Genomic DNA, 19,540 nt, shown 5'->3' on the forward strand with positions numbered 1-19,540 from the left:
CTTATTTCGACTCCTTTTCTTTGTAGACTTCATACTGTTCCTTCAGGTTGCTCGGCATGTCATCATAAGTGAGCTCCATGAGTTTGGTGACAGTCTGTTTTTCTGCACCGTCTGCTTCTTTGATTGCTTTCTTGATGTCTTCTTTAGCCTGTTCCATCACTTCGTTTTCCTGATCTTCGCTCCATAGGCCCTTCTCTTCAAGGAAAGTGCGGAAACGGACGAGCGGGTCTTTCTTTTCCCAATCTGAATCTTCATCAGATGTCCTGTAGCGTGTCGGGTCATCCCCTGCCATTGTGTGCGGACCGTAACGGTAGCAGAGCGTTTCGATGACGGTCGGTCCTTCTCCTGCAACAGCACGGTCACGTGCATCTTTAGTCACTTTATATACAGCAAGCGGGTCCATGCCGTCCACCTGAATGCTTGGCACACCTGAAGCTACACCTTTTTGGGCGAGCGTCTTCGCCGCAGTCTGCAAGTCTCTTGGCGTCGAAATTGCATAGTGGTTATTCTGGATGACGAAAATTGCAGGCGCCTTATACGCACTTGCAAAGTTGATGCCTTCGTAGAAGTCCCCTTGGGATGTACCACCATCACCGGTATAGGTGATCGCTACTGTGTCTTTTCCGCGCATCTTGATGCCGAGTGCCACACCAGCGGTCTGCACATATTGTGCGCCGATGATGATCTGCGGGCTGAGTGCGTTGACGCCTTCAGGGAACTGGTTGCCTTCATAGTGGCCCCTTGAGAAAAGGAACGCCTTCGTAAGCGGCAGGCCATGCCAGATGAGCTGCGGCACATCACGATAGCCAGGAAGGATGTAGTCCTCTCCTTCAAGGGCGAACTGGCTGGCGAGCTGTGATGCTTCCTGCCCGGCAGTAGGTGCATAGAAGCCCAGTCTACCTTGGCGGTTCAATGAAACTGAACGCTGATCGAGCACACGTGTCCAGACCATGCGCTTCATCAGTTCTACAAGATCATCGTCGGATAGATCAGGCATTGCGTCTTTATTGGTAACTTTCCCGTCCTGATCGAGAATCTGGAACATTTCAAATTTATTTTCGATCTCTTCAAGCGCCTTGACTGGATCGAAACTTTTATTCTTTGGTGCCATAAAGTGTTCACCATACCTTTCAAATTTTTCATTTATCGTCTATTATCTTACCATATCCTGTTACAACAGTAAAATGAATAGCATTGTAACAGCTGCTCACAAAGCGCTTTAAATCAACGATTTCTGTATTAATACAGTTTTATCTGTTATATAATACAGCGCTTACATCATTCTCCTTCAATTATGGTCTCTATCTCTTTTTTCAGTGCATTGACCTTTTCAGTCCGTTTGCTGAAAGCTTCTGCATTCTCCTGTACTTCCTCATACTCTTTACTCAAGCTGTTGAGGCGTTCATCCACTTCATCTTGTGACACTTCTTCTTCGCCAAGGTATGCAAAGATATCCTTCTCGCTGTTCAATACAGACTTGTAGCTGCCGATCATTTCACCATGGCTCATATATCTCTCGTCCATCGCATCGATCAGCGACTGTGCCTGCTTACGGTTCGATTCGTCGGAAATCTCTTCTACATATTGGGTCGAAGCTTCCATGCGGCTTCTGCTGTCCCCCATGATCGAGACTTCCTGATCCAACTGTTTGATGCGTTCTTCCGTATTTTCCACCAGCGAATCGCTTATCTCACCAAGTTCCCCTTTAGTGGCGTTCTCAAGCGAGCCTTGTAGTTCCGCCTTCTCGCTCTCCAACTCTTCGAATTTAGCGTTGACATCCTCTATCTCCTTTCCACCTCGACGGTCTCTTGAAACGCATTATAAAAATCGAGCAGTTCATCAGATGCAGACGAACACCCGGCAAGCACCATCGCCATAACCATGGCGCCACCTAATAGTTTCTTCATTTCCATTCCCTCCGATTGTTGACTGGATAGTGTATAATTAAAAAATAATATGTTGAGAATTCCGGTTCTCCTGAGTATTATAGTATAATAAATCGCGACATATATAAACAGGAGGGTTTATTTTGGTAACAATGAAAGACATCATCCGGGATCCCGATCCGTTTCTGCGCAAGAAAGTGGCCGAAGTCGACACAATCGATGAAGAAACGATAAATGAACTGGCCGCCATGCGGGACTATCTCGTACGCTCCCAAAATCCCGATATTGCAGGAAAACAAGGCCTTAGGCCGGGCGTCGGTCTTGCTGCGCCGCAAGTCGGACTTGATAAACGCATGCTCGCCATCTATATAGAAGGTGACGAAGGCGAAGTGCTCCATGATCATATGCTGATCAACCCTAAAATCAAAAGTCACTCGGTGACTGAGACGTACCTACCGGGAGGCGAGGGCTGTCTGAGTGTCGATGAAGACGTTCCAGGCCTTGTGCATCGCTTCCAGCGGGTCAAAGTTACAGCCCTCGATCCCGAAGGCAAGCCTGTAGAAGTGAAGGCAAAAGGCATGCTTGCCGTCGTATTGCAGCATGAACTGGACCACCTCGACGGCATCATGTTCTATGATCACATCGACCCGGACGCTCCCATGGAGCCAAAGCCAGGCGCCAAGCCTGTAGATTGAAAAAGCGGCCGTATCAAAGCGGTCGCTTTTTCATTGCACATGAATTCCATCCAATCAGATGAAGTCATCGCGCCTCTCCCTAAATGGGATGTTCTGCTCATACAACTCCTTCTTCAGTGCCGTAAATGTTTCGTGATCCAGGACTTCAGGATCATGGTCATGACGCTTTCGGTGGACATCATCTGCCTCTTCATGATCGTCATAGATGTAGTTCATCACCACCATGTCAGGATGTGTATTGAATTCCAGCATGATCATGTTGCGGTCCTGACGCGTCCACTCAAGCAGTACAGCTTCCAATATACGCTTCTCTTTCATGCGGTTCCCCTCCATTCCCTTCCATTATAAAGTCTTTGCATGTCCCCCGTCTATAATGTAAAATGAAGTTAAGCTGATAAGGGATGTGGTCATAATGCTCAGACGGTGGAAGAAGAGGCTGAAGCAAAGGCTTGGACGCATTCTCGGTAGGAAAGGGTTGCTGAACAACGAATATTTCAAACGGCGTTAAGTCCGTTATATTGTGTTGCTTTATGCAACACAAATTTTTTGTTAATGGCCATCCATATAATCAAATCAAAAGGAGAAATCATATAATGGCAGTATTTAAAGTTTTTTTTCAAGAACAACTAGATAGCCGCATCATCCGTGAAGAGACAATAACACGGTATTTTGAGGCAGAGTCAGAGAGCGAAGTGCGCACAGCACTGAAAGATAGCCGCCTCAACATCGAATTCGTCCAGGAATTAAGTCCCGCACACCTGGAGTACGAAAAGAATAACAATGCAGACTTTAAGGTTGAGGATATCTGATGACACTGGAAAAAGGTGAAGTAGGCGTTTTTGCCCTCGGGGGACTCGGGGAAATAGGCAAAAACACATATTGCATTGAATATAAAGACGAAATCATCATGATCGACGCAGGCATCAAATTTCCGGACGACGAACAGCTGGGAATCGACTATGTCATTCCCGACTACACATATCTTAAAGAGAACCAGGAGAAAATCAGCGCGCTCATCGTCACCCATGGCCACGAAGACCATATCGGCGGCATTCCTTTCCTGCTGAAAGAATTCAATGTGCCCATCTATTCCGGGCCTTTGGCCCTTGGACTCATCCGCAACAAGCTGGAGGAGCACCGCCTCCTCCGATCGACAGAGCTTAAGCCGGTCGAAGAGAGCACTGTATTGAAGTTCAAGCACATGACAGTCGAATTCTATTTGACCACACACTCCATCCCTGAAGCATATGGCGTCATCGTGCGGACACCTGAAGGCACAATCGTCCACACAGGTGACTTCAAGTTCGACTTCACACCGGTAGGCGAACCTGCAAACATTGCGAAAATGGCACAGCTTGGGAGGAAGGGGTCCTTTGCCTCCTTTCCGATTCAACAAACGCTACAGTGCCGAACTTCACCACAAGCGAAAAGGAAGTCGGCCAGAATGTAAAGGATATCTTCCGCAAGTGTACAGGACGAATCATCTTCGCTACATTCGCCTCCAACATCTACCGCGTACAGCAGGCAATAGACGCGGCGATCAAGTTCGACCGTAAAATCGCCATTTTCGGCCGCAGTATGGAAAACAATATCAAAATCGGCCTGGAACTGGGCTATATCAAAGCGCCGCCTGAAACATTCATCGAGCCAAAAATGATCAACAGCATCGAAAAGCACAAAGTGATGATGCTGTGTACAGGCTCCCAAGGTGAACCGATGGCTGCCCTATCCAGGATAGCCAACGGCACGCACCGTCAAATCAGCATAATCCCTGATGACACGGTCGTCTTCAGCTCATCTCCGATTCCAGGCAACACGCTGAGCATCAACCGGACAATCAACGCCCTCTACAAAGCGGGTGCAGATGTCATCCACGGAAAGCTCTCAAACATCCATACTTCAGGGCATGGTTCACAGGAAGAGCAGAAGTTGATGCTCCGTCTGATGCGCCCTAAATATTTCATGCCGATCCATGGTGAATACCGCATGCTGCATCTTCACAAGCAGCTGGCAGTCAACACAGGTATGGACCCGGACGATGTCTTCCTGATGGAAATCGGTGATGTTCTGGCATTGAAACGGGATAGTGCAAGACATAGCCACCGCGTACCGGCAGGCACAGTATTCGTCGACGGTACGGGTATCGGCGACATCGGCAACATTGTCCTCCGGGACAGGAAGGACCTATCTGAGGAGGGGCTCGCAATCGTCGTCGTTTCGATAGACTTCAATACAAAGACGCTTCTTAGCGGCCCGGACATCATCTCACGTGGTTTCGTCTATATGCGGGAATCCTACGGCTTGATCCGTGGTGCAGAGAAGAAGATAAAAGCGGATATCATCAACCTGCTCAACTCAAAAGAGCATGTGGAATGGTACCACGTGAAGCAGCTCATCATAGAAGAACTCAGCAACCACCTCTACAAGCGGACCCATCGTAAACCGATGATCCTGCCTACCATCATGAGGGTCAATGAAAAGAAGAAGAAGTAATGAATAGATAAGAGCACCTGTGGAAGTTTCCACAGGTGCTCTTCTAGTCTATGAGTAATTTTTCAAACCGGGTCAAATCCTGATCATCGCCTATTACAATCAGGATATCATCCCTCTGGATGTTGACCGTCGGGTTCTGGACTGACAATGATGTCCTCATCCCGTTTTATCGCTATTACACTGACTCCGTATTCTGCACGGATATCCAAGTCCAGCAAGGATTGATCCGCCAGGTTCTCCTGTGCTCTGATCTCAACGATCGAATGCTCATCCGAGAGTTCAAGGTAATCGAGTACGGAAGTGGATGCAAGCTTATGGGCGATGCGTTTCCCCATATCGCGCTCAGGGTGGATCACCATATCAGCGCCGATCTTATCAAGGACACGGGCATGATAATTGTTCTGTGCCTTGACGCTCACATGCTTGACCCCGAGATCTTTAAGGAGCAGCGTCGTCAGGATACTCGACTGGATATTGTCACCGATTGCGACGATGACATTATCGAAGTTGCCGAGACCGAGGTTCTTAAGCACTCTTTCATCAGTAGTGTCGCCGATGGCCGACTTGGTTGCGATATCGGCATATTCATTGACACGGTTTTCATCTATGTCGACCGCCAGTACATCCATTTCGAGTTCAATCAGTTCCCGTACAATGCTGGCACCGAAACGGCCGAGGCCGATCACCGCATAGTCCTTTTTCATCTTCATCACCTATTCGTTTAGGATATCAATACTTGTTGTCGCCCTTCCCCTGTACATAATCCTTATCGAACAGGAAGAGTCTGAGCAGCATACCGAGACTCGGTATCAATAATAGTAAACCTAATATGAAGGCCACTGTCAAACTGAAGGCCATATTCTCGTTTACAACCGAAGTATTGATGTCGATGTAGGGATACAGTATATACGGCAGTTTACTGATGCCATAGCCGTAGAAGGCGAAGGCAAACTGCAGCATGATCATTATGAAGGCCAGACCGAAACGGCGCTTCCTCCAGATCAGGTACACCGCTACCCCCATCGCTGCAAGGCTGAGCCCGAACATATACCAGTAATCCTGCGCACGCAGGAAGTGTTCCCTGTTATGTTCACGGAGGCCCAAGAAGACGAACTGCGAGATGAAGAGCATCGGCAACGTCCAGATCAGGAACCATCTGCGTACGAGGTGGAGCGCCTGTGAATCTTTGGCGCGCGCTGCGTAGAACGTCAGGAACCCGCTTGATACATAGAGTACTATGACCACAGCCAAAAAGACGACGGACCAGCCGTAAGTGCTGAAGAGGAGCTCTTCAAGCTGGAGGCGCACACCGTCTGCACTCTCGATGATGTAGCCGCCTTCAGAAATGACGAGCGCCATCGACAGCGAAGCGGGGATCAGCAACCCTGTGGCACCGTAGAGGAACGCCCAGGATAACTTCGGCTCCCTATTGTAGGAGTTGAAGGCGTAGTAGCTCCCCGTATCGCCAATAGGATGAGCGCAATGCTCGCTGGAATCAGCAGCGCTGTCCCATAGTAATAGGCGGTATCCGGATAGAATCCGACGATGCCGACGAAGAAGAAGACGAAGAAGACGTTCGTCACTTCCCAAACCGGGTTCAGATAACGCTTGATGATCGGACTGATGATGCTGTCGTCCCCCGTCAGCTTCGAATAGAAATTATAGAAGCCGGCACCGAAATCGATTGCGGATACTATGATGTAGCCGTACAGGAAGGTCCATAGGACTGCTACCCCGATGATTTCATAATTCATTGCAACCGACCTCCTTCATAGTCCTCTCCATAGATTTCAATGCGTTCTGCTGTGGCACTCTTATTTTTGAACATCTGGAGCAGCACATAGATTGTGGTGACCCCGAGCACCGCATACAGCAACACGAAGGCAATCAGCGTGATGCCCAGTCCATCAGCCTGGGTGACGGCTTCAGAAACCCGCATGTAGCCGCGCAAGATCCATGGCTGGCGACCCATCTCTGCCAGGAACCAGCCTGCTTCTATTGAAGCCATGGTCAGGGGGCCGGTCAATACATAGGCATAAAGCAGTGCAGGATGGTGTTCGTCGAACTTCGAAAACTTCGCTATGAAGTATATGATCGATACCATAAGTGCGTACATCCCGAAGAAGACCATGATGTCGAAGAAGTAGTGGATGATGAGCGGTGGCTGCTCGTCGTCCGGTATATCATTGAGCCCGGTCACCTCGGTATCGAAGGAGTTGCCTGCCAGGAAGCTGAGTGCACTTGGAATCTTGAGTGCATAGCTCACCTCATTCGTATCTTCATCAATTGTACCGAAAAGGACCAGATCAGCGTTGTCCTCCGTTTCAAAATGCCATTCCATCGCAGCCAATTTCTCAGGCTGGTGCTCATGCAGGAATTTGGCTGAGAGGTCTCCGGCCAAGAACGGTCAGTGATGCTGTAACAAGCCCAAGCACCATCATGACTTTAAGGCCTTTCTTGTGATACTCCCTATCTTCCTCGAATTTCGAACGGAGGAGTTTGAACGCACCGATGGCGGCGATGATGAATACTGCCGTCGTATACGCCGTCACCACTACGTGGAATACCCTGACCCAAGTCGACGGGTTGAACATCGCCGCAAGCGGATCTACGTTGATGAGCTCTCCATCAACCATATTGAAACCAGCAGGTGTATTCATGAATGAATTCACCGTTGTGATGAATACTGCCGAGAGCGAAGACCCGATGACAATCGGAATGTTCAAGAGCCAGTGGTGCCAAGGATTCTTGAAGCGGTCCCAAGTATATAGGAATATCCCAAGGAATATTGCTTCAAAGAAGAAGGCGAATGTTTCCATAAATAGCGGTAGCGCAATGATCTGCCCACCGAGCCGCATGAAATCAGGCCATATCAAGGAAAGCTGCAGACCGATGATCGTACCGGTCACGACCCCAACGGCGACTGTCACCGTGTAGCCTTTGGCAATCCTTCTTGCCATCGTCAAGTACGCAGCGTCTTTCTTCTTCACCCCCAGGAACTCAAGTACCATGAAGACAATCGGTATACCTACTCCGATTGTCGCAAAGATAATATGGAACCCTAATGTAGACGCTGTCAATACACGCCCCAAAACCACATCTTCCATTCAATCACCTCTTTGTAATCGTATGCTTAATTATAACGTTTATAATCAATTTATCCTGATCGATTTGACAACGATCAATGACAAATTTGTGAATAAACTATCATTCTCATGATATAATTGTACGCTTTTACATCGTTGATTTCAAAGATTTAGTTCGAGGAACCCGCACGTTTTATACGGCTGTGGAACAGCAGGCCGATGATGATCATGAGCATCAGGCTTGAGATGGCGACGCGCGATGCAATTACACCATAGTCCGCCATCAGCCAGGTGATTGAGCCATACACCAATGGGCCGAGAACCGCACTCATTTTGGCGCTGAAGGCGAATAGGCCGAAGAACTGCCCTTCCTTCCCCTCCGGTGACAGTTCAATGATCAGTGTCCTTGAAACCACCCAAGTCGATCCCATGGCGATGCCGAATAAAGCCGCTGCAATCCAGAATGTCCACATCGGTAAAGGTATCGCCGCTACTGCCACTGCGAAGAGAAGTAGGCATGCGATGATTGTAAATGTCCGTTTTGAACCAAGCCCCCGGCTTAAAAAGCTGAAGACGATCGCGCCGATGATGCTGAACACTGTGGCTGTCATGAAGATGATCAGGAAAGCCCCCGGCGAAAATCCGACGACTGTCACCGCATAGGGCTGCATCATGGCGATTGCAGTAGCCAACGCGTCATTGATGAAGAAATAAGCGATCATAAAATAAAATATGGAAGGAGATGAACGTGCTTCCCTGAAAGTGGCATATATATCTTTATAGCCTGCCAGGAAATGCTGTTTCGGCTTCTTTTCCTGTGGTTTATCCTTATGGATGAAAAAGAGCGGCAGACTGAATATCAGGAACAGCACCCCGGATAGCCAGAATGTATGATGGACTGGACAGTCGCCAATCAGTAGCAGGACTGAAAATATACCGAATAATGTACCTAAATATCCAAGTGCCACGCCGTACCCCGAAATGAGCGGTATTTCCTTTTTATTGCCAAGACTCGATAACATGCCATCGTAGAATACATTCCCTGAATTGAAGGCGAATTTGGCGATGACAAAGAGCACTACTGCCAAAACGAAGCCATTCGGCAAGCCAAACCATCGCTCATCCGCTTCCCCACCGAAGACTCCCATACCAATCGAAGCGGCGACACATGTCAATGTGAAAGCCACGACATACCGCTTCCGCCTGCCGGTCCGATCCATCACCACACCATAGAGCGGGGCGAAGACAATCAGCATAAAAGCCGCCACCGCATTGGCGTAGGCGATGACAGTCGATGCTATCTGTTCGAGTCTTGGATTGGTTCCAACCATTTCCGTGATGTATTGGGGAAAGAATAGAGTGACTATATTGGCGCTGAATATCGTGTTGGCAAAATCGAAGAGCGCAAAAGCGAAAATGGGCAGGGACAGATACAGTTCGACCGGGCGGCGCGTATGTCCGTTCATCGGAGCACACCTCTCATCATTTACTGCCATTATACCCATAAAAATATGCGCATGGCCACGGCCATGCGCATATTCATTATACTCTGCCTACATATTCTTCAACGAGGGCAAGCACTTCGTCTGTATCCTTGCATTCAACCGCCCTTGCCGCCAAGCGCTCCATATCGGTCTTCTTGAGACCCGATATCTGCTTGCGCGCTTTCAGCACTGAGGAGGCACTCATGGAAAATTCGTCGAGCCCAAGCCCGAGAAGAAGCGGTATGGCGTGTGCATCCCCCGCCATTTCACCGCACATGCCTGCCCATTTACCTTCTTTATGGGCTGCATCGATAACCATTTTAATGAGGCGCAGGAGTGCCGGATGATACGGTTGGTACAGATAGCTCACAGATTCATTCATGCGGTCTGCCGCCATCGTATACTGGATGAGATCATTTGTACCGATCGAGAAGAAATCGACGACTTCTGCAAACTGGTCCGCGATGATGGCTGCAGAAGGGATTTCAATCATGATACCCACTTCGATATCTTCCTTGACCTTCTCGCCCTCTTCGACAAGCTTGTCCTTCTCTTCGATGAGCAGTGCCTTGGCACGGTTGAACTCATCGATGGTCGCGATCATCGGGAACATGATCTTAAGGTCGCCATGTTGGCTTGCCCGCAGCAATGCACGGAGCTGTGTTCTGAAGAGCTCCTGATTGTCGAGGGTCATGCGAATCGCCCTGAAACCGAGGAACGGATTCATTTCGTTCGGCAGATCGAGGTAAGGCAATTCCTTATCGCCACCGATATCAAGTGTTCTGACGACGACCGGTTTGCCATCCATCTCTTTCAACACTTGACTGTATGCTTCATACTGTTCCTCTTCAGTCGGCAGTTCATTCCGGCCCATGTAGAGGAATTCTGTACGGTACAGTCCGATTGCTTCAGCACCGTTCGACTTGACACCCTCAAGGTCATCCGGCGTACCGATGTTCGCTGCGAGTTCGACAGTTACATCATCCATCGTCTTAGAAGGTTCGTCGACAAGTTTTTGGAGTTCCACCTTCTCTTCCGCTACTCTTGGCCTCTTTATCTTTATAGACCAGTACTTCTTCTTCGGATGGGTTCAGGATGACTTCTCCTGCACTGCCATCTACGATGATGTCGTCACCGACCTGGGCAAGCTCCGTAATGTTCTTCGTACCGACCACTGCAGGAATCTCGAGCGATCGGGACATTATTGCGGAGTGCGAAGTGCGGCCGCCAACATTCGTGACGAACCCCTTGACAAAATTCTTATCCAGTTGGGCAGTATCAGAAGGCGTCAAGTCTTCTGCCACTATCACTACAGGAGTATCAATCTTGCTTGGACTCGGCAGCTCACGGCCAAGCATGTTTGCGAGTGCCCGCTTTGAGACATCCTTGATGTCTGCTGCACGTTCCTTCATATACTCGTCGTCCATACTGTCGAAAATCGCCACAAATTGATCACGAGTCTCCAGAAGTGCCTGAGGCGCACTCTTCTGGTCATTGCGGATATGGGACTCGATCGGACCCAGGAATTCCGGATCATCGAGTACGAGCAGGTGCGCATCGAATATCGCAGCATGCTCCGGCCCCACCGTCTGCTCCGCATGGTTCCTGATCTTCGTGATCTCGACTTTTGATTGGTTGAAGGCAGCCTTGAACTTTTCGACTTCGGCGTCTTCCTGTCCCACTTCTATCGACTTATCATCGAATGACAGGTCAGGCTCCTCCAGTGAATAGACGGGGGCGATGGCCACGCCGTCGCTTGCACCAATCCCTTTTAGTATTTCAGACATCAGTCGGTCAATCCTTCTTTTGAAAGTGTTTCTGTAATTGCTTCAATGGCCTCAGTTTCATCGTTGCCTTCAGCATAGACAGTCACTTCGGAATCTTTGCCGACACCAAGTGACATGACACCCATGATGGACTTCAGGTTCACTTTTTTGCTGTTGTATTCAAGCTGGATGTCAGAGTCGTACTTGGATGCAGTCTGTACAAGTATTGTTGCTGGTCTTGCGTGTATACCTGTTTCGTCTGTAATGAGATAAGATTTTTGTTCCATTGCGTTAGTCTCCTTTTATTTGCGTGATGAATTTACATGATTGTCATACATGTTTGCTGTTATTGTACCATGTACAGCAATGATATTCTAATATACCACAAGCATTGGAAAATAAACTTTGCCTGTCCATCCTCCACTTTTCACAAGTTGGTCACAGAGTGGCCGCGATGCAATGAAAAATGCCCTTTTGGCATCGTTGCCAAAAGAGCATCATAGTACGCCAGTCAAATTCAGGAAACTTTGGCACAGCGCTCTATATATTCATAGCCGAGCTTCTTCATCAGCATATAGCTGATTGCCGCCCCATGATTTTACCCAGGATCGTCAGGAATGAAAAGCGGACTTTCCCGGATTTCTTGCCGAACGTCTTAAATAGGATCCCTCTCGCCTTACCTCCAAGGAATTCACTTCCCATGCTGGTCGCCATTACTGCGGCGCGGTTCATGAGATCATCCGACATCTCATTGACTTGTCTGTGGTCGAGCTCGAAAATTTCCTCGACCCCGCCGCGGATGTCCCGCATCAACTTGACATCTGTACCGATATCAAGGAATGGGATGGGCAAAATGGCTGCAACGGAAGAGTACATCGCTTTTCTGTCCACCATTTTACGTGCTTTCCTGCGCTTTTCTTCCACTTCGTTCGTCATCATCTCAGACATATCCAAAACTCCTTTTATTCATCTGCAAGTCATATTGGAATATACCCTGTTTGTAGATAATGAAAACAAGACTAATCGTTCAGATCTACGGTGACGACTTTAAGGTACTTGCCCCGTTTATATCCTTTGACCGTCGGGAAATCCTTCGGTAACCCTTTGACGTCAGTCAATGAGTAGGATCGCCCCGCCTTTTCGATGGTGCGGCCTATCTGCTGTTTGAACTGGTTCAATGTGAAGGTTTCAAGGTTCTGGCTCAACACCAGACGGCCTTTGGGCTTCAGTACCATGAGCGCCTGTTCGATGAGTTTTGGATAGTCGCGTTCGACTTTGAACACTTTTTTCTTATAGCGGGAAAAGCTCGGTGGGTCTATCAGGATCTGATCGAAACGTTTGTTGTTGCGGGCTGCATAATTCAAGTATTCGAACGTTTCCATGATATGGATCGTATGCCCATCGGTGGAAAGGTTATTGGCATTGAAGTTATCCGTGATCAGTTCGTTGGTCCGCTTCGCCAAGTCGACGCTTGTGGTCGCCATTCCGCCTTCTGCCGCTGCAATGGAGAATGTGCCACTGTACGCAAACAGATTCAGGAAAGTTTTCGCATCCGCCGCATTCTGGACAAGGGCCTTGCGCGTCTCCCTCTGATCGAGGAACAGGCGGGTCATCGGGCCATCTTCAAGATGAATGCTGTAGGACAAACCTGCTTCCTTTACTGTAACCGGGAACTCGACATTACCCGTCACCCTGCGATTGACGATGTTCATGCGCCCCTGCTCGCTGAAGCGGACCTGTTCGGTGATGGAGGCCGGCTTCAGCCTGACCATCAGCGTCCTGATGATCAGATCTCTTATTTTATGGATACCGCGCGAATAGAAGGTCACAAGCAGATGGCCATCATAGTTATCGATCGCCAACCCACCGATGCCATCACCGATTTCATTGAACAGCCTGAAGGCTGTCGTGTCCGGTTCGTTGTAGAGGGGTTCCCTTCTATCGATTGCATTCAGGATGCGCGACTCGATCAATGCATCATCGATCGTCTCTTCACCACTCGTCAGTATCCAACCCTTTGTCTTTTGTTCGAAGCTGAGCATGGCGATGCCGATCAGCCGGCCGTAGGTATCTTCGACACGGACGATTTCACCATCACCAAGAAAAGTGTCATCACTCAGATCCTCGCCGTCAAGATTCAACTGCCCTTTCAGATACGGTTTTTCATGTCCTTTTTTCAATTGCACTGTATTCATTGGAACGACTCCTTTTTGGTCATGAAGCTATGGAAGAGGCTTGCAGCAAGACTGCTTGTTCGGTCATCGACATCAAGTGGTGGCGATACTTCACTTATATCAAAACCACCAGATTCGTAAGCTCAGCCATTTTTCCAACCATATCATGGATTTCTGCTGCAGTATATCCGTTAGCGGAAGGCGCACTTGTGCCTGGCGCCACCCCCGCTGCACGGAGTCCATGCATAAAGTTGCAAAGACAGCATCATACTCTGAAAGTTCGGCCAGCATCTCTTCAAAAATGGCGGTTTTCCTGACTGTTTCCATTTCAGCATATTTCACCCCGAAACGATCGGCGGCATCAAACAGGCTTTTTGTATTGCCGGATGGTTGGATGCCGACCACATAGTAGTCGATCGCCTGATCGGCAGACAATACCTGATGGAACATTGTACCAGAAGACGGCCGCTCATCCCTGAGGTCGAAATGGGCATCGAAATTGAGCACTCCAATTCTTTTCCCGGGTAGGCTGCCCGCACGCCCAGATAGTGGCCGTAGAGCGTTTCGTGTCCGCCACCGATTATCAGTGGGAACTGCTTATTATGGAGCACCCTATACACGGCGCGTCCCAACGCGGCTTGGGAACCTTCAAGGTCCGTGTCCCCGACGATGCTGCCATAGTCGTAGATGGGTGTTGTCCATGGCAGTGAAGCCAACTTCTCCCGCACTTTGACCGGCCCAGATGCGCACCAGGCCGCCCCTGGTTACGCCTAACGCCTTCGTCGGAACGAAATCCGATAAAGACCGGGGCGTCACCTCTGACAGTCTCCGTCCATCCGCTTATATGCTGATGGATGCGTTCTTTCATATCCGGGTCATCTACACGTCCGGTGTAATGGTGCGTTTCGATTTCCTTCATATTATCTCCCCTTGTCGAATTCTTTGAATATGCTGATCAGGGCAAGTGGCGTAGTCAGCAGGACGAGCAGCACATTGAACGGCAGGATGAACAGCGACAACTCCACATCGCGGAACACCGTAATATACAAACTCACCGTGACCTTGAGCCATAAAGCGATTATGACGATCATCTGCGTATGGTAATACTTGTTCTGGGTCATGTTGAAGAATGTCGTAAACAAGTAGATGACAACTAGCGACAACGCCAGGAACAAGTTGACCCACTCATAAATGTACTGCATATCCGACACTCTGAAATGGCCTTCTGTAAAGACGCCGTTCCTGTTGTTGAATTCAATCAGCACAAAAATCAGGACAAGTGCGCCGAGCAACAGTTCGATATAATTCGGGCGCAGCCACTTCGGAAAGTCGAATTCCATAAAATTTTTCACCCGGTTCAGCATGCCGTTGCGCAAATTATAGAGTTTCTGTGAGAACCTCAAATAATCATTCGGATTGAGCCTGCGCCCGGTGCTGCGGGAAAGGGTCGCTGCATCCCCTTTTTTCGGCTTCTTCAGCAGGTTTTTGGATTTGGAGAGGAACACGCCAACCCATAGTGCCATCAGGGACAACACCCATATGATGGCAAAAAACATATTGATCGATAAAACATCCTCAGGCGCCTTTGTCCGGTCGATATCCGAATAGACTGCGTTTTGGGTGAAGAAGTAGGCCAACCCATAGAAGAAGAGGATGACCATATAATGTTCCTTGCGGTGCTCCGGATCCAGGTGTTCGTTGAATATGCTGTAGAGCATATGGACGATAAAGGCCAGCATGAACAGGAGCGACAGCCAGCCGTAGACCTGGAACATCAGAAGGGTCGTCATCAGAAAGAGCACAAAAGCGAGTGTCAGAAAGAAAAACGACAATTCTGTATCAAACTCCGTAGTCCTGCGGATGAGCTTGGCCACCGAAAACATCACGCCACCAAACAGGATGACCAGGATGCCGGCTATAATCGGAAAGTCCCCGATCACCATGGCTAGTACGTTGACCACTTCAACGAAAAATGCATTCAACAAATCGAAGATTGTATCTATCTGAGGCATCTGGGCGTCGCCCTCACCTCTTATCCTACCGACATTAAAAAGAATGAATAATCCTGTAATAACAAAAAAAGTACCGAGAAGGATGCTGATGATCACTTCTCCTTGCTGCTTCAACCATTTCATTTTAATTTCACCTCTATATCCCTTCCCATTATAGAGGAAAAGAGCATCAAATGCATCGAATGTCACATGACTGGATGAGATAAATCACAATAAATTATAAAGCGTGATGTTTAGCCTGTGAAGTGCACGGGTACAATCCAACTAACAGCAGATAAGAAATAATAATATATGATATCAATACTTATAAAGCAGGAGTGATAATAATGAGTTTCAGCGACAAAGACAGACAAGAAGAAACAAAGAAAGAAGCTGAAGAAGCTTATAAAGGGGAAGACTCCAACGAAGACCACGAAAAAAATGAAGATGATAAAAACGGAGAAGATAAAAGCACCAAAGACGATTCAAGCACTGAAAAGACTAAAGATGACATTCAAGATGCTTTCGAATAAAAGAGATTGCCGGCATTATGCCGGCAATCTCCTTTTGCATGTACATAAATCTTAAAGATGCTGCTCAGCCTTTGAGTGCCCGGCCACCGATATCCTGTCTGTAGAACAGGTCGCCTTCAGTGAACGTGACTTGGGAAACGTTTGAATATGCAGCATCGACCGCCTCTTCGATGGTGCGCCCCTCACCGGTTACGAGCAATACCCGGCCACCGTCCGTCCGCCAGGCATCTCCGGATTGCTTGAGGCCGCTCACCGCGCAGTCTGCCCTGACGGCGCTGAAATCCACTTCACATCCCTTTTCATAGGCAGCCGGATAACCGCCGGAGGCCAACATGACACCCGCCTTGTAGCCATCCCGGAAGGTCAGGCTGAACGGTTCCTTGGCCTTCACCTTCTCCAGCACATCGATGAAATCATCTTCCATGAGATCCAGAAGGACTTGGGCTTCAGGGTCCCCAAAACGGGCATTGAACTCAATGACTTTGACGCCATCACGGGTGACGATCGCCCCCAGATAAAGTACCCCGAAATAATCGAGTCCCTCATCGACCATCGCCTGCGCCATGGGCTCTACAATCTTGTCCACGGCTTCCTGCCTCAGCGATTCATCAATATGGTGGACGGGCGCGTAGACCCCCATGCCCCTGTGTTGGGTCCGGTGTCCCCGTCATACGCCCGTTTGTGGTCCTGGGCCATGATTTCAAAGGAGTGGGTATAAGAGCCATTGACCAACACCATCAAGGAGAACTCCTCGCCTTCTAGGAATTCCTCGATAACGACAGGGGCGTCCTGCTCCGGTTTCAATATCTCTATACCTGCCAATGCTTCTGTCATGTCCATGGCCACAATTACGCCTTTGCCTGCCGCCAGTCCATCTTTCTTCAGCACGACCGGTGCACCTGTTTCATTTATATAGTTTCGTGCCGAGTCCTGGTCCGTGAACATGCGATGGGAAGCAGTCGGAATACTGTACCGCTTCATGATGTCTTTGGCGAAAGCCTTGGAGCACTCGATTTTTGCTTCATTCTTCTTTGGGCCGAATACATCCACGCCCAACTCTTCCAGATGATCCGCAAGCCCAGCTTCAAGAGATGCTTCCGGTCCGATGACCACCCACTGGATATCGTTGTCAAGACAGAATTCCCGATGCCCCGGCAATCCGTCTCGCTCAATTCCGGCACCGTAACTGCAAATTCTTTCATGCCATCATTGCCGGGAATGGCGTAGACGATATTGCTCCGTGTCGATTGGGCCAATTTTTTTGCCAGTGCATATTCACGTCCGCCTCCGCCGATCACTGCTACATTCATGGAAACGCCCCTCTCTGTTCATGTAATCAAAAGCCGGTCTCACTCCGGCCCTAATGCTTGAAATGTCGCATGCCTGTAAATACCATCGCCATGCCATGTGCATTGCAGTAGTCGATGGACTCCTGATCCCTTTTTGAGCCCCCCGGCTGGATGACTGCACGTATACCATTTTCATGGGCCAGTTCAACGGAGTCCGGCATCGGGAAGAACCCATCGCTCGCCATGACCACATCGTCCCCGAGTCCCACAGCGCGGTCGATGGCGATCTTAAGCGCCCCGACCCGGTTCATCTGTCCGGCACCGATACCTACCGTCCGGCGTTCATTGGACAGGACGATCGCGTTGCTTTTGACATGCTTCGATACTTCCCATGCCAGCGCCATCGCCGTCAACTGTTCCTTCGTCGGCTGCTTCTCTGTGACGACTTTGATATCCCTCTCATCAAGAGCGCCGGTGTCCTGGCTCTGGATGAGGTATCCACCCGAGACACTGACCATCTCTTCAGCATGGGCGTCCTCATGGAAATCCACTTCGAGCAATCTAAGGTTCTTCTTCTGGGTCAACACCTCAAGCGCCGCCTCGTCGAAGGACGGTGCGATGACGACTTCCAGGAAAATGGAGTGCAGCTGTTCGGCCGTCTCCCGATCCACCGTCTTGTTGAGCGCCACGATGCCACCGAAAATCGACTGGCTGTCTGCTTCATAGGCGTTTCTGAACGCTTCCGCAATCGTTTCTCCCGTGCCCACACCGCATGGATTCATATGCTTCACGGCGACTGCTGCCGGCATAAAGAACTTTTTGGCCAGTTGGAACGCTGCATCCGCATCGCGGTAGTTATTGTAGGACAGCGCCTTGCCGTTTAGGACATCGGCGTTCAATATCGTATTGCGTGCTTCAGTCGTCCGGACCAGACGGGCCGTCTGATGCGGGTTTTCGCCGTAGCGCAGGGATTCCTCAGCCTGGCTGAAGTGGTTGACGATCGCCTGGTCATAATCATTCGTATGGCGGAACACTTTTATCATGAGTGCACGCCGGTAGGTATCGTCAAGCGTCTCCGATTCGATACGGGTGATGACCTCTCCGTAGTCTTCTGGGGAGACGATGGTCGTCACATGCCTGAAGTTCTTGGCTGCCGCCCGCAGCATCGTCGGTCCGCCGATATCGATGTTCTCAACCGCCTCGGCTTCTGTGACACCTTCAGTTGCGACCGTTTCCTTGAACGGATAGAGGTTGACCGCCACCAGATCGATCGGGGCAATATTCTTTTCATCGAGTTCCGCCATATGGGCTGCATTATCCCGATCGGCAAGTATGCCGGCGTGGACTGCTGGGTGCAGCGTTTTGACGCGGCCATCCAATATTTCTTCAAATCCTGTCAGAACGCTGACATTCTCAACAGGGACCCCGAAGGATTCTATCGCCTTCAATGTGCCGCCTGTTGAATAGATTTCATAGCCATTGCGGGAGAGGCCACGGACAAACGGCTCGAGCCCTCTCTTATCGGATACGCTGATCAGTGCTTTCTTCATCCTCTCTCCCTTCCAAAAATTTTTTGAGTGCCTGTGGGTACAGCTTATACTCGAGCTGATGAATCTTCCTCTCCAGATCTTCAAGTGAATCTTCAGGATTGATGCGTACAGGCTCCTGGGCGATGATCCGGCCGTATCGATGCCGGCATCCACAAGATGGATCGTCACTCCTGTCACTTTAACCCCGTAGTCATAGGCGTCCTGGATGCCATTGCGGCCTTTGAAGGCTGGCAGCAGTGAAGGATGCAGATTGATGATCCTATCTTCATAGGTGCTGATGAACGCCGCACCAAGTATGCGCATGTAGCCTGCAAGCAGTATATATTCAACATCGAGGCGCTTAAGCGCCCTTATCATCGCCGCTTCCTGCGCCGCCTTCGACCCGTAGTCGGAGATGGTGCACACGAGGCTTTCTATGCCGAGGGCCTCTGCACGCCGTAAGGCGTAGGCTTCACGATTGTCGCTGATCAAAAGGACGATCTCGATGCCGATCTCTTGTGCGTGACGGGCCAGATTGCTGAAATTCGTGCCGCCACCGGAGGCGAATACTGCAACTCTAGTAGCCATGGACACGCAACCCGCCGTCCGCAGTC

Annotated in this window: 16 protein-coding genes and 8 pseudogenes; 4 read left to right on the forward strand and 20 right to left on the reverse strand. The window is 49.6% G+C overall.

Translation table 11 applies throughout. From position 1 onward, the window contains the following. Position 1: 1 nt before the first annotated feature. The 3 genes from pdhA to ACYF68_RS10450 all read right to left on the reverse strand — a co-directional run bounded on the left by pdhA (position 2) and on the right by ACYF68_RS10450 (position 1,907). Positions 2 to 1,111, reverse strand: a complete 1,110-nt coding sequence (gene pdhA, locus ACYF68_RS10440; RefSeq protein ID WP_344701126.1) for a pyruvate dehydrogenase (acetyl-transferring) E1 component subunit alpha — start codon at positions 1,109 to 1,111, stop codon at positions 2 to 4. 167 nt (positions 1,112 to 1,278) lie between these two features. Beyond that, positions 1,279 to 1,755, reverse strand: a complete 477-nt coding sequence (locus ACYF68_RS10445) for a YkyA family protein (protein ID WP_461046740.1) — start codon at positions 1,753 to 1,755, stop codon at positions 1,279 to 1,281. Between the two features lie 26 nt (positions 1,756 to 1,781). Then, positions 1,782 to 1,907 (reverse strand): hypothetical protein, encoded by a 126-nt coding sequence (locus ACYF68_RS10450; protein WP_461046742.1) that lies wholly within the window; start codon positions 1,905 to 1,907, stop codon positions 1,782 to 1,784. A 122-nt stretch (positions 1,908 to 2,029) separates the two neighbouring features. Here ACYF68_RS10450 and def point away from each other — a divergent pair, with 122 nt between their 5' ends. Next, a complete protein-coding gene (gene def / locus ACYF68_RS10455; RefSeq protein WP_344701130.1) occupies positions 2,030 to 2,581 on the forward strand; it encodes a peptide deformylase in 552 nt (183 codons plus the stop codon). Between the two features lie 54 nt (positions 2,582 to 2,635). Here the strand turns inward: def and ACYF68_RS10460 are convergent, their stop codons facing one another. Beyond that, a complete protein-coding gene (locus ACYF68_RS10460) occupies positions 2,636 to 2,899 on the reverse strand; it encodes a hypothetical protein (protein WP_344701132.1) in 264 nt (87 codons plus the stop codon). A 275-nt stretch (positions 2,900 to 3,174) separates the two neighbouring features. On the opposite strand from ACYF68_RS10460, the gene ACYF68_RS10465 reads away from it, so the two are divergent. Together ACYF68_RS10465 and rnjA are read left to right on the forward strand one after the other, a co-directional pair. After that, entirely contained in the window at positions 3,175 to 3,390 is a 216-nt protein-coding gene (locus ACYF68_RS10465) for an RNA polymerase epsilon subunit (protein WP_344701134.1), read from the forward strand. Continuing rightward, a pseudogene (rnjA, locus tag ACYF68_RS10470) lies at positions 3,390 to 5,074 on the forward strand (ribonuclease J1). The gene ACYF68_RS10465 and the pseudogene rnjA overlap by 1 nt, the downstream one beginning before the upstream one ends. Before the next feature lie 43 nt (positions 5,075 to 5,117). Here the strand turns inward: rnjA and ACYF68_RS10475 are convergent. From ACYF68_RS10475 to auxA, 12 genes and pseudogenes are all read right to left on the reverse strand, one after another. Then, positions 5,118 to 5,778 (reverse strand): annotated as a pseudogene (locus tag ACYF68_RS10475) (potassium channel family protein). 25 nt (positions 5,779 to 5,803) lie between these two features. Further along, positions 5,804 to 6,828: pseudogene (locus tag ACYF68_RS10480) on the reverse strand (cytochrome d ubiquinol oxidase subunit II). Then, a pseudogene (locus ACYF68_RS10485) lies at positions 6,825 to 8,181 on the reverse strand (cytochrome ubiquinol oxidase subunit I). Before ACYF68_RS10485 ends, ACYF68_RS10480 begins: the two co-directional pseudogenes overlap by 4 nt. 149 nt (positions 8,182 to 8,330) lie before the next feature. Beyond that, positions 8,331 to 9,626, reverse strand: a complete 1,296-nt coding sequence (locus ACYF68_RS10490; RefSeq protein WP_461046745.1) for an MFS transporter — start codon at positions 9,624 to 9,626, stop codon at positions 8,331 to 8,333. Positions 9,627 to 9,702: 76 nt separating this feature from the next. Then, positions 9,703 to 11,431 (reverse strand): annotated as a pseudogene (gene ptsP, locus ACYF68_RS10495) (phosphoenolpyruvate--protein phosphotransferase). Beyond that, the gene (locus tag ACYF68_RS10500) at positions 11,431 to 11,697 is read right to left on the reverse strand and encodes a phosphocarrier protein HPr (protein ID WP_344701147.1); all 267 of its coding nucleotides are present in this window, start codon (positions 11,695 to 11,697) and stop codon (positions 11,431 to 11,433) included. Before ACYF68_RS10500 ends, ptsP begins: the two are co-directional and overlap by 1 nt. A gap of 280 nt (positions 11,698 to 11,977) precedes the next feature. Beyond that, positions 11,978 to 12,358, reverse strand: a complete 381-nt coding sequence (locus ACYF68_RS10505; RefSeq protein ID WP_461046747.1) for a hypothetical protein — start codon at positions 12,356 to 12,358, stop codon at positions 11,978 to 11,980. A 71-nt stretch (positions 12,359 to 12,429) separates the two neighbouring features. After that, on the reverse strand, positions 12,430 to 13,605 hold the full coding sequence (locus ACYF68_RS10510; RefSeq protein WP_461046749.1) for a class I SAM-dependent rRNA methyltransferase: 1,176 nt from the start codon (positions 13,603 to 13,605) through the stop codon (positions 12,430 to 12,432). After that, positions 13,602 to 13,703 carry a hypothetical protein gene (locus ACYF68_RS10515; protein ID WP_461047590.1) on the reverse strand — a complete coding sequence of 34 codons (102 nt, stop codon included), beginning with the start codon at positions 13,701 to 13,703 and terminating at the stop codon, positions 13,602 to 13,604. The genes ACYF68_RS10510 and ACYF68_RS10515 overlap by 4 nt, the downstream gene beginning before the upstream one ends. A gap of 1 nt (position 13,704) precedes the next feature. Continuing rightward, positions 13,705 to 14,273, reverse strand: a pseudogene (locus tag ACYF68_RS10520) (arginase family protein). Next, positions 14,168 to 14,503: a hypothetical protein gene (locus tag ACYF68_RS10525; RefSeq protein WP_461047652.1), complete on the reverse strand. Its 336-nt coding sequence runs from the start codon at positions 14,501 to 14,503 to the stop codon at positions 14,168 to 14,170. The pseudogene ACYF68_RS10520 and the gene ACYF68_RS10525 overlap by 106 nt, the downstream one beginning before the upstream one ends. A 1-nt stretch (position 14,504) precedes the next feature. Beyond that, complete coding sequence (gene auxA, locus ACYF68_RS10530; RefSeq protein WP_461046751.1) at positions 14,505 to 15,719, reverse strand: lipoteichoic acid stability factor AuxA; 1,215 nt, start codon at positions 15,717 to 15,719, stop codon at positions 14,505 to 14,507. A 203-nt stretch (positions 15,720 to 15,922) separates the two neighbouring features. Here auxA and ACYF68_RS10535 point away from each other — a divergent pair, with 203 nt between their 5' ends. Further along, positions 15,923 to 16,108 (forward strand): hypothetical protein, encoded by a 186-nt coding sequence (locus tag ACYF68_RS10535; protein WP_461046753.1) that lies wholly within the window; start codon positions 15,923 to 15,925, stop codon positions 16,106 to 16,108. A 64-nt stretch (positions 16,109 to 16,172) separates the two neighbouring features. Here ACYF68_RS10535 and ACYF68_RS10540 read toward each other — a convergent pair whose 3' ends face one another. The 4 genes and pseudogenes from ACYF68_RS10540 to ACYF68_RS10555 form a co-directional block, all read right to left on the reverse strand. Next, on the reverse strand, positions 16,173 to 16,532 hold the full coding sequence (locus ACYF68_RS10540) for a phosphoribosylglycinamide synthetase C domain-containing protein (protein ID WP_461047592.1): 360 nt from the start codon (positions 16,530 to 16,532) through the stop codon (positions 16,173 to 16,175). Between the two features lie 78 nt (positions 16,533 to 16,610). Further along, positions 16,611 to 17,418: pseudogene (locus tag ACYF68_RS10545) on the reverse strand (phosphoribosylamine--glycine ligase); the annotation flags it as partial. Between the two features lie 50 nt (positions 17,419 to 17,468). Beyond that, entirely contained in the window at positions 17,469 to 18,947 is a 1,479-nt protein-coding gene (gene purH / locus ACYF68_RS10550; protein ID WP_461047594.1) for a bifunctional phosphoribosylaminoimidazolecarboxamide formyltransferase/IMP cyclohydrolase, read from the reverse strand. 192 nt (positions 18,948 to 19,139) lie between these two features. Beyond that, a pseudogene (locus tag ACYF68_RS10555) lies at positions 19,140 to 19,514 on the reverse strand (formyltransferase family protein); the annotation flags it as partial. Positions 19,515 to 19,540 lie beyond the last annotated feature (26 nt).

Source organism: Salinicoccus sp. CNSTN-B1, from assembly GCF_054792835.1.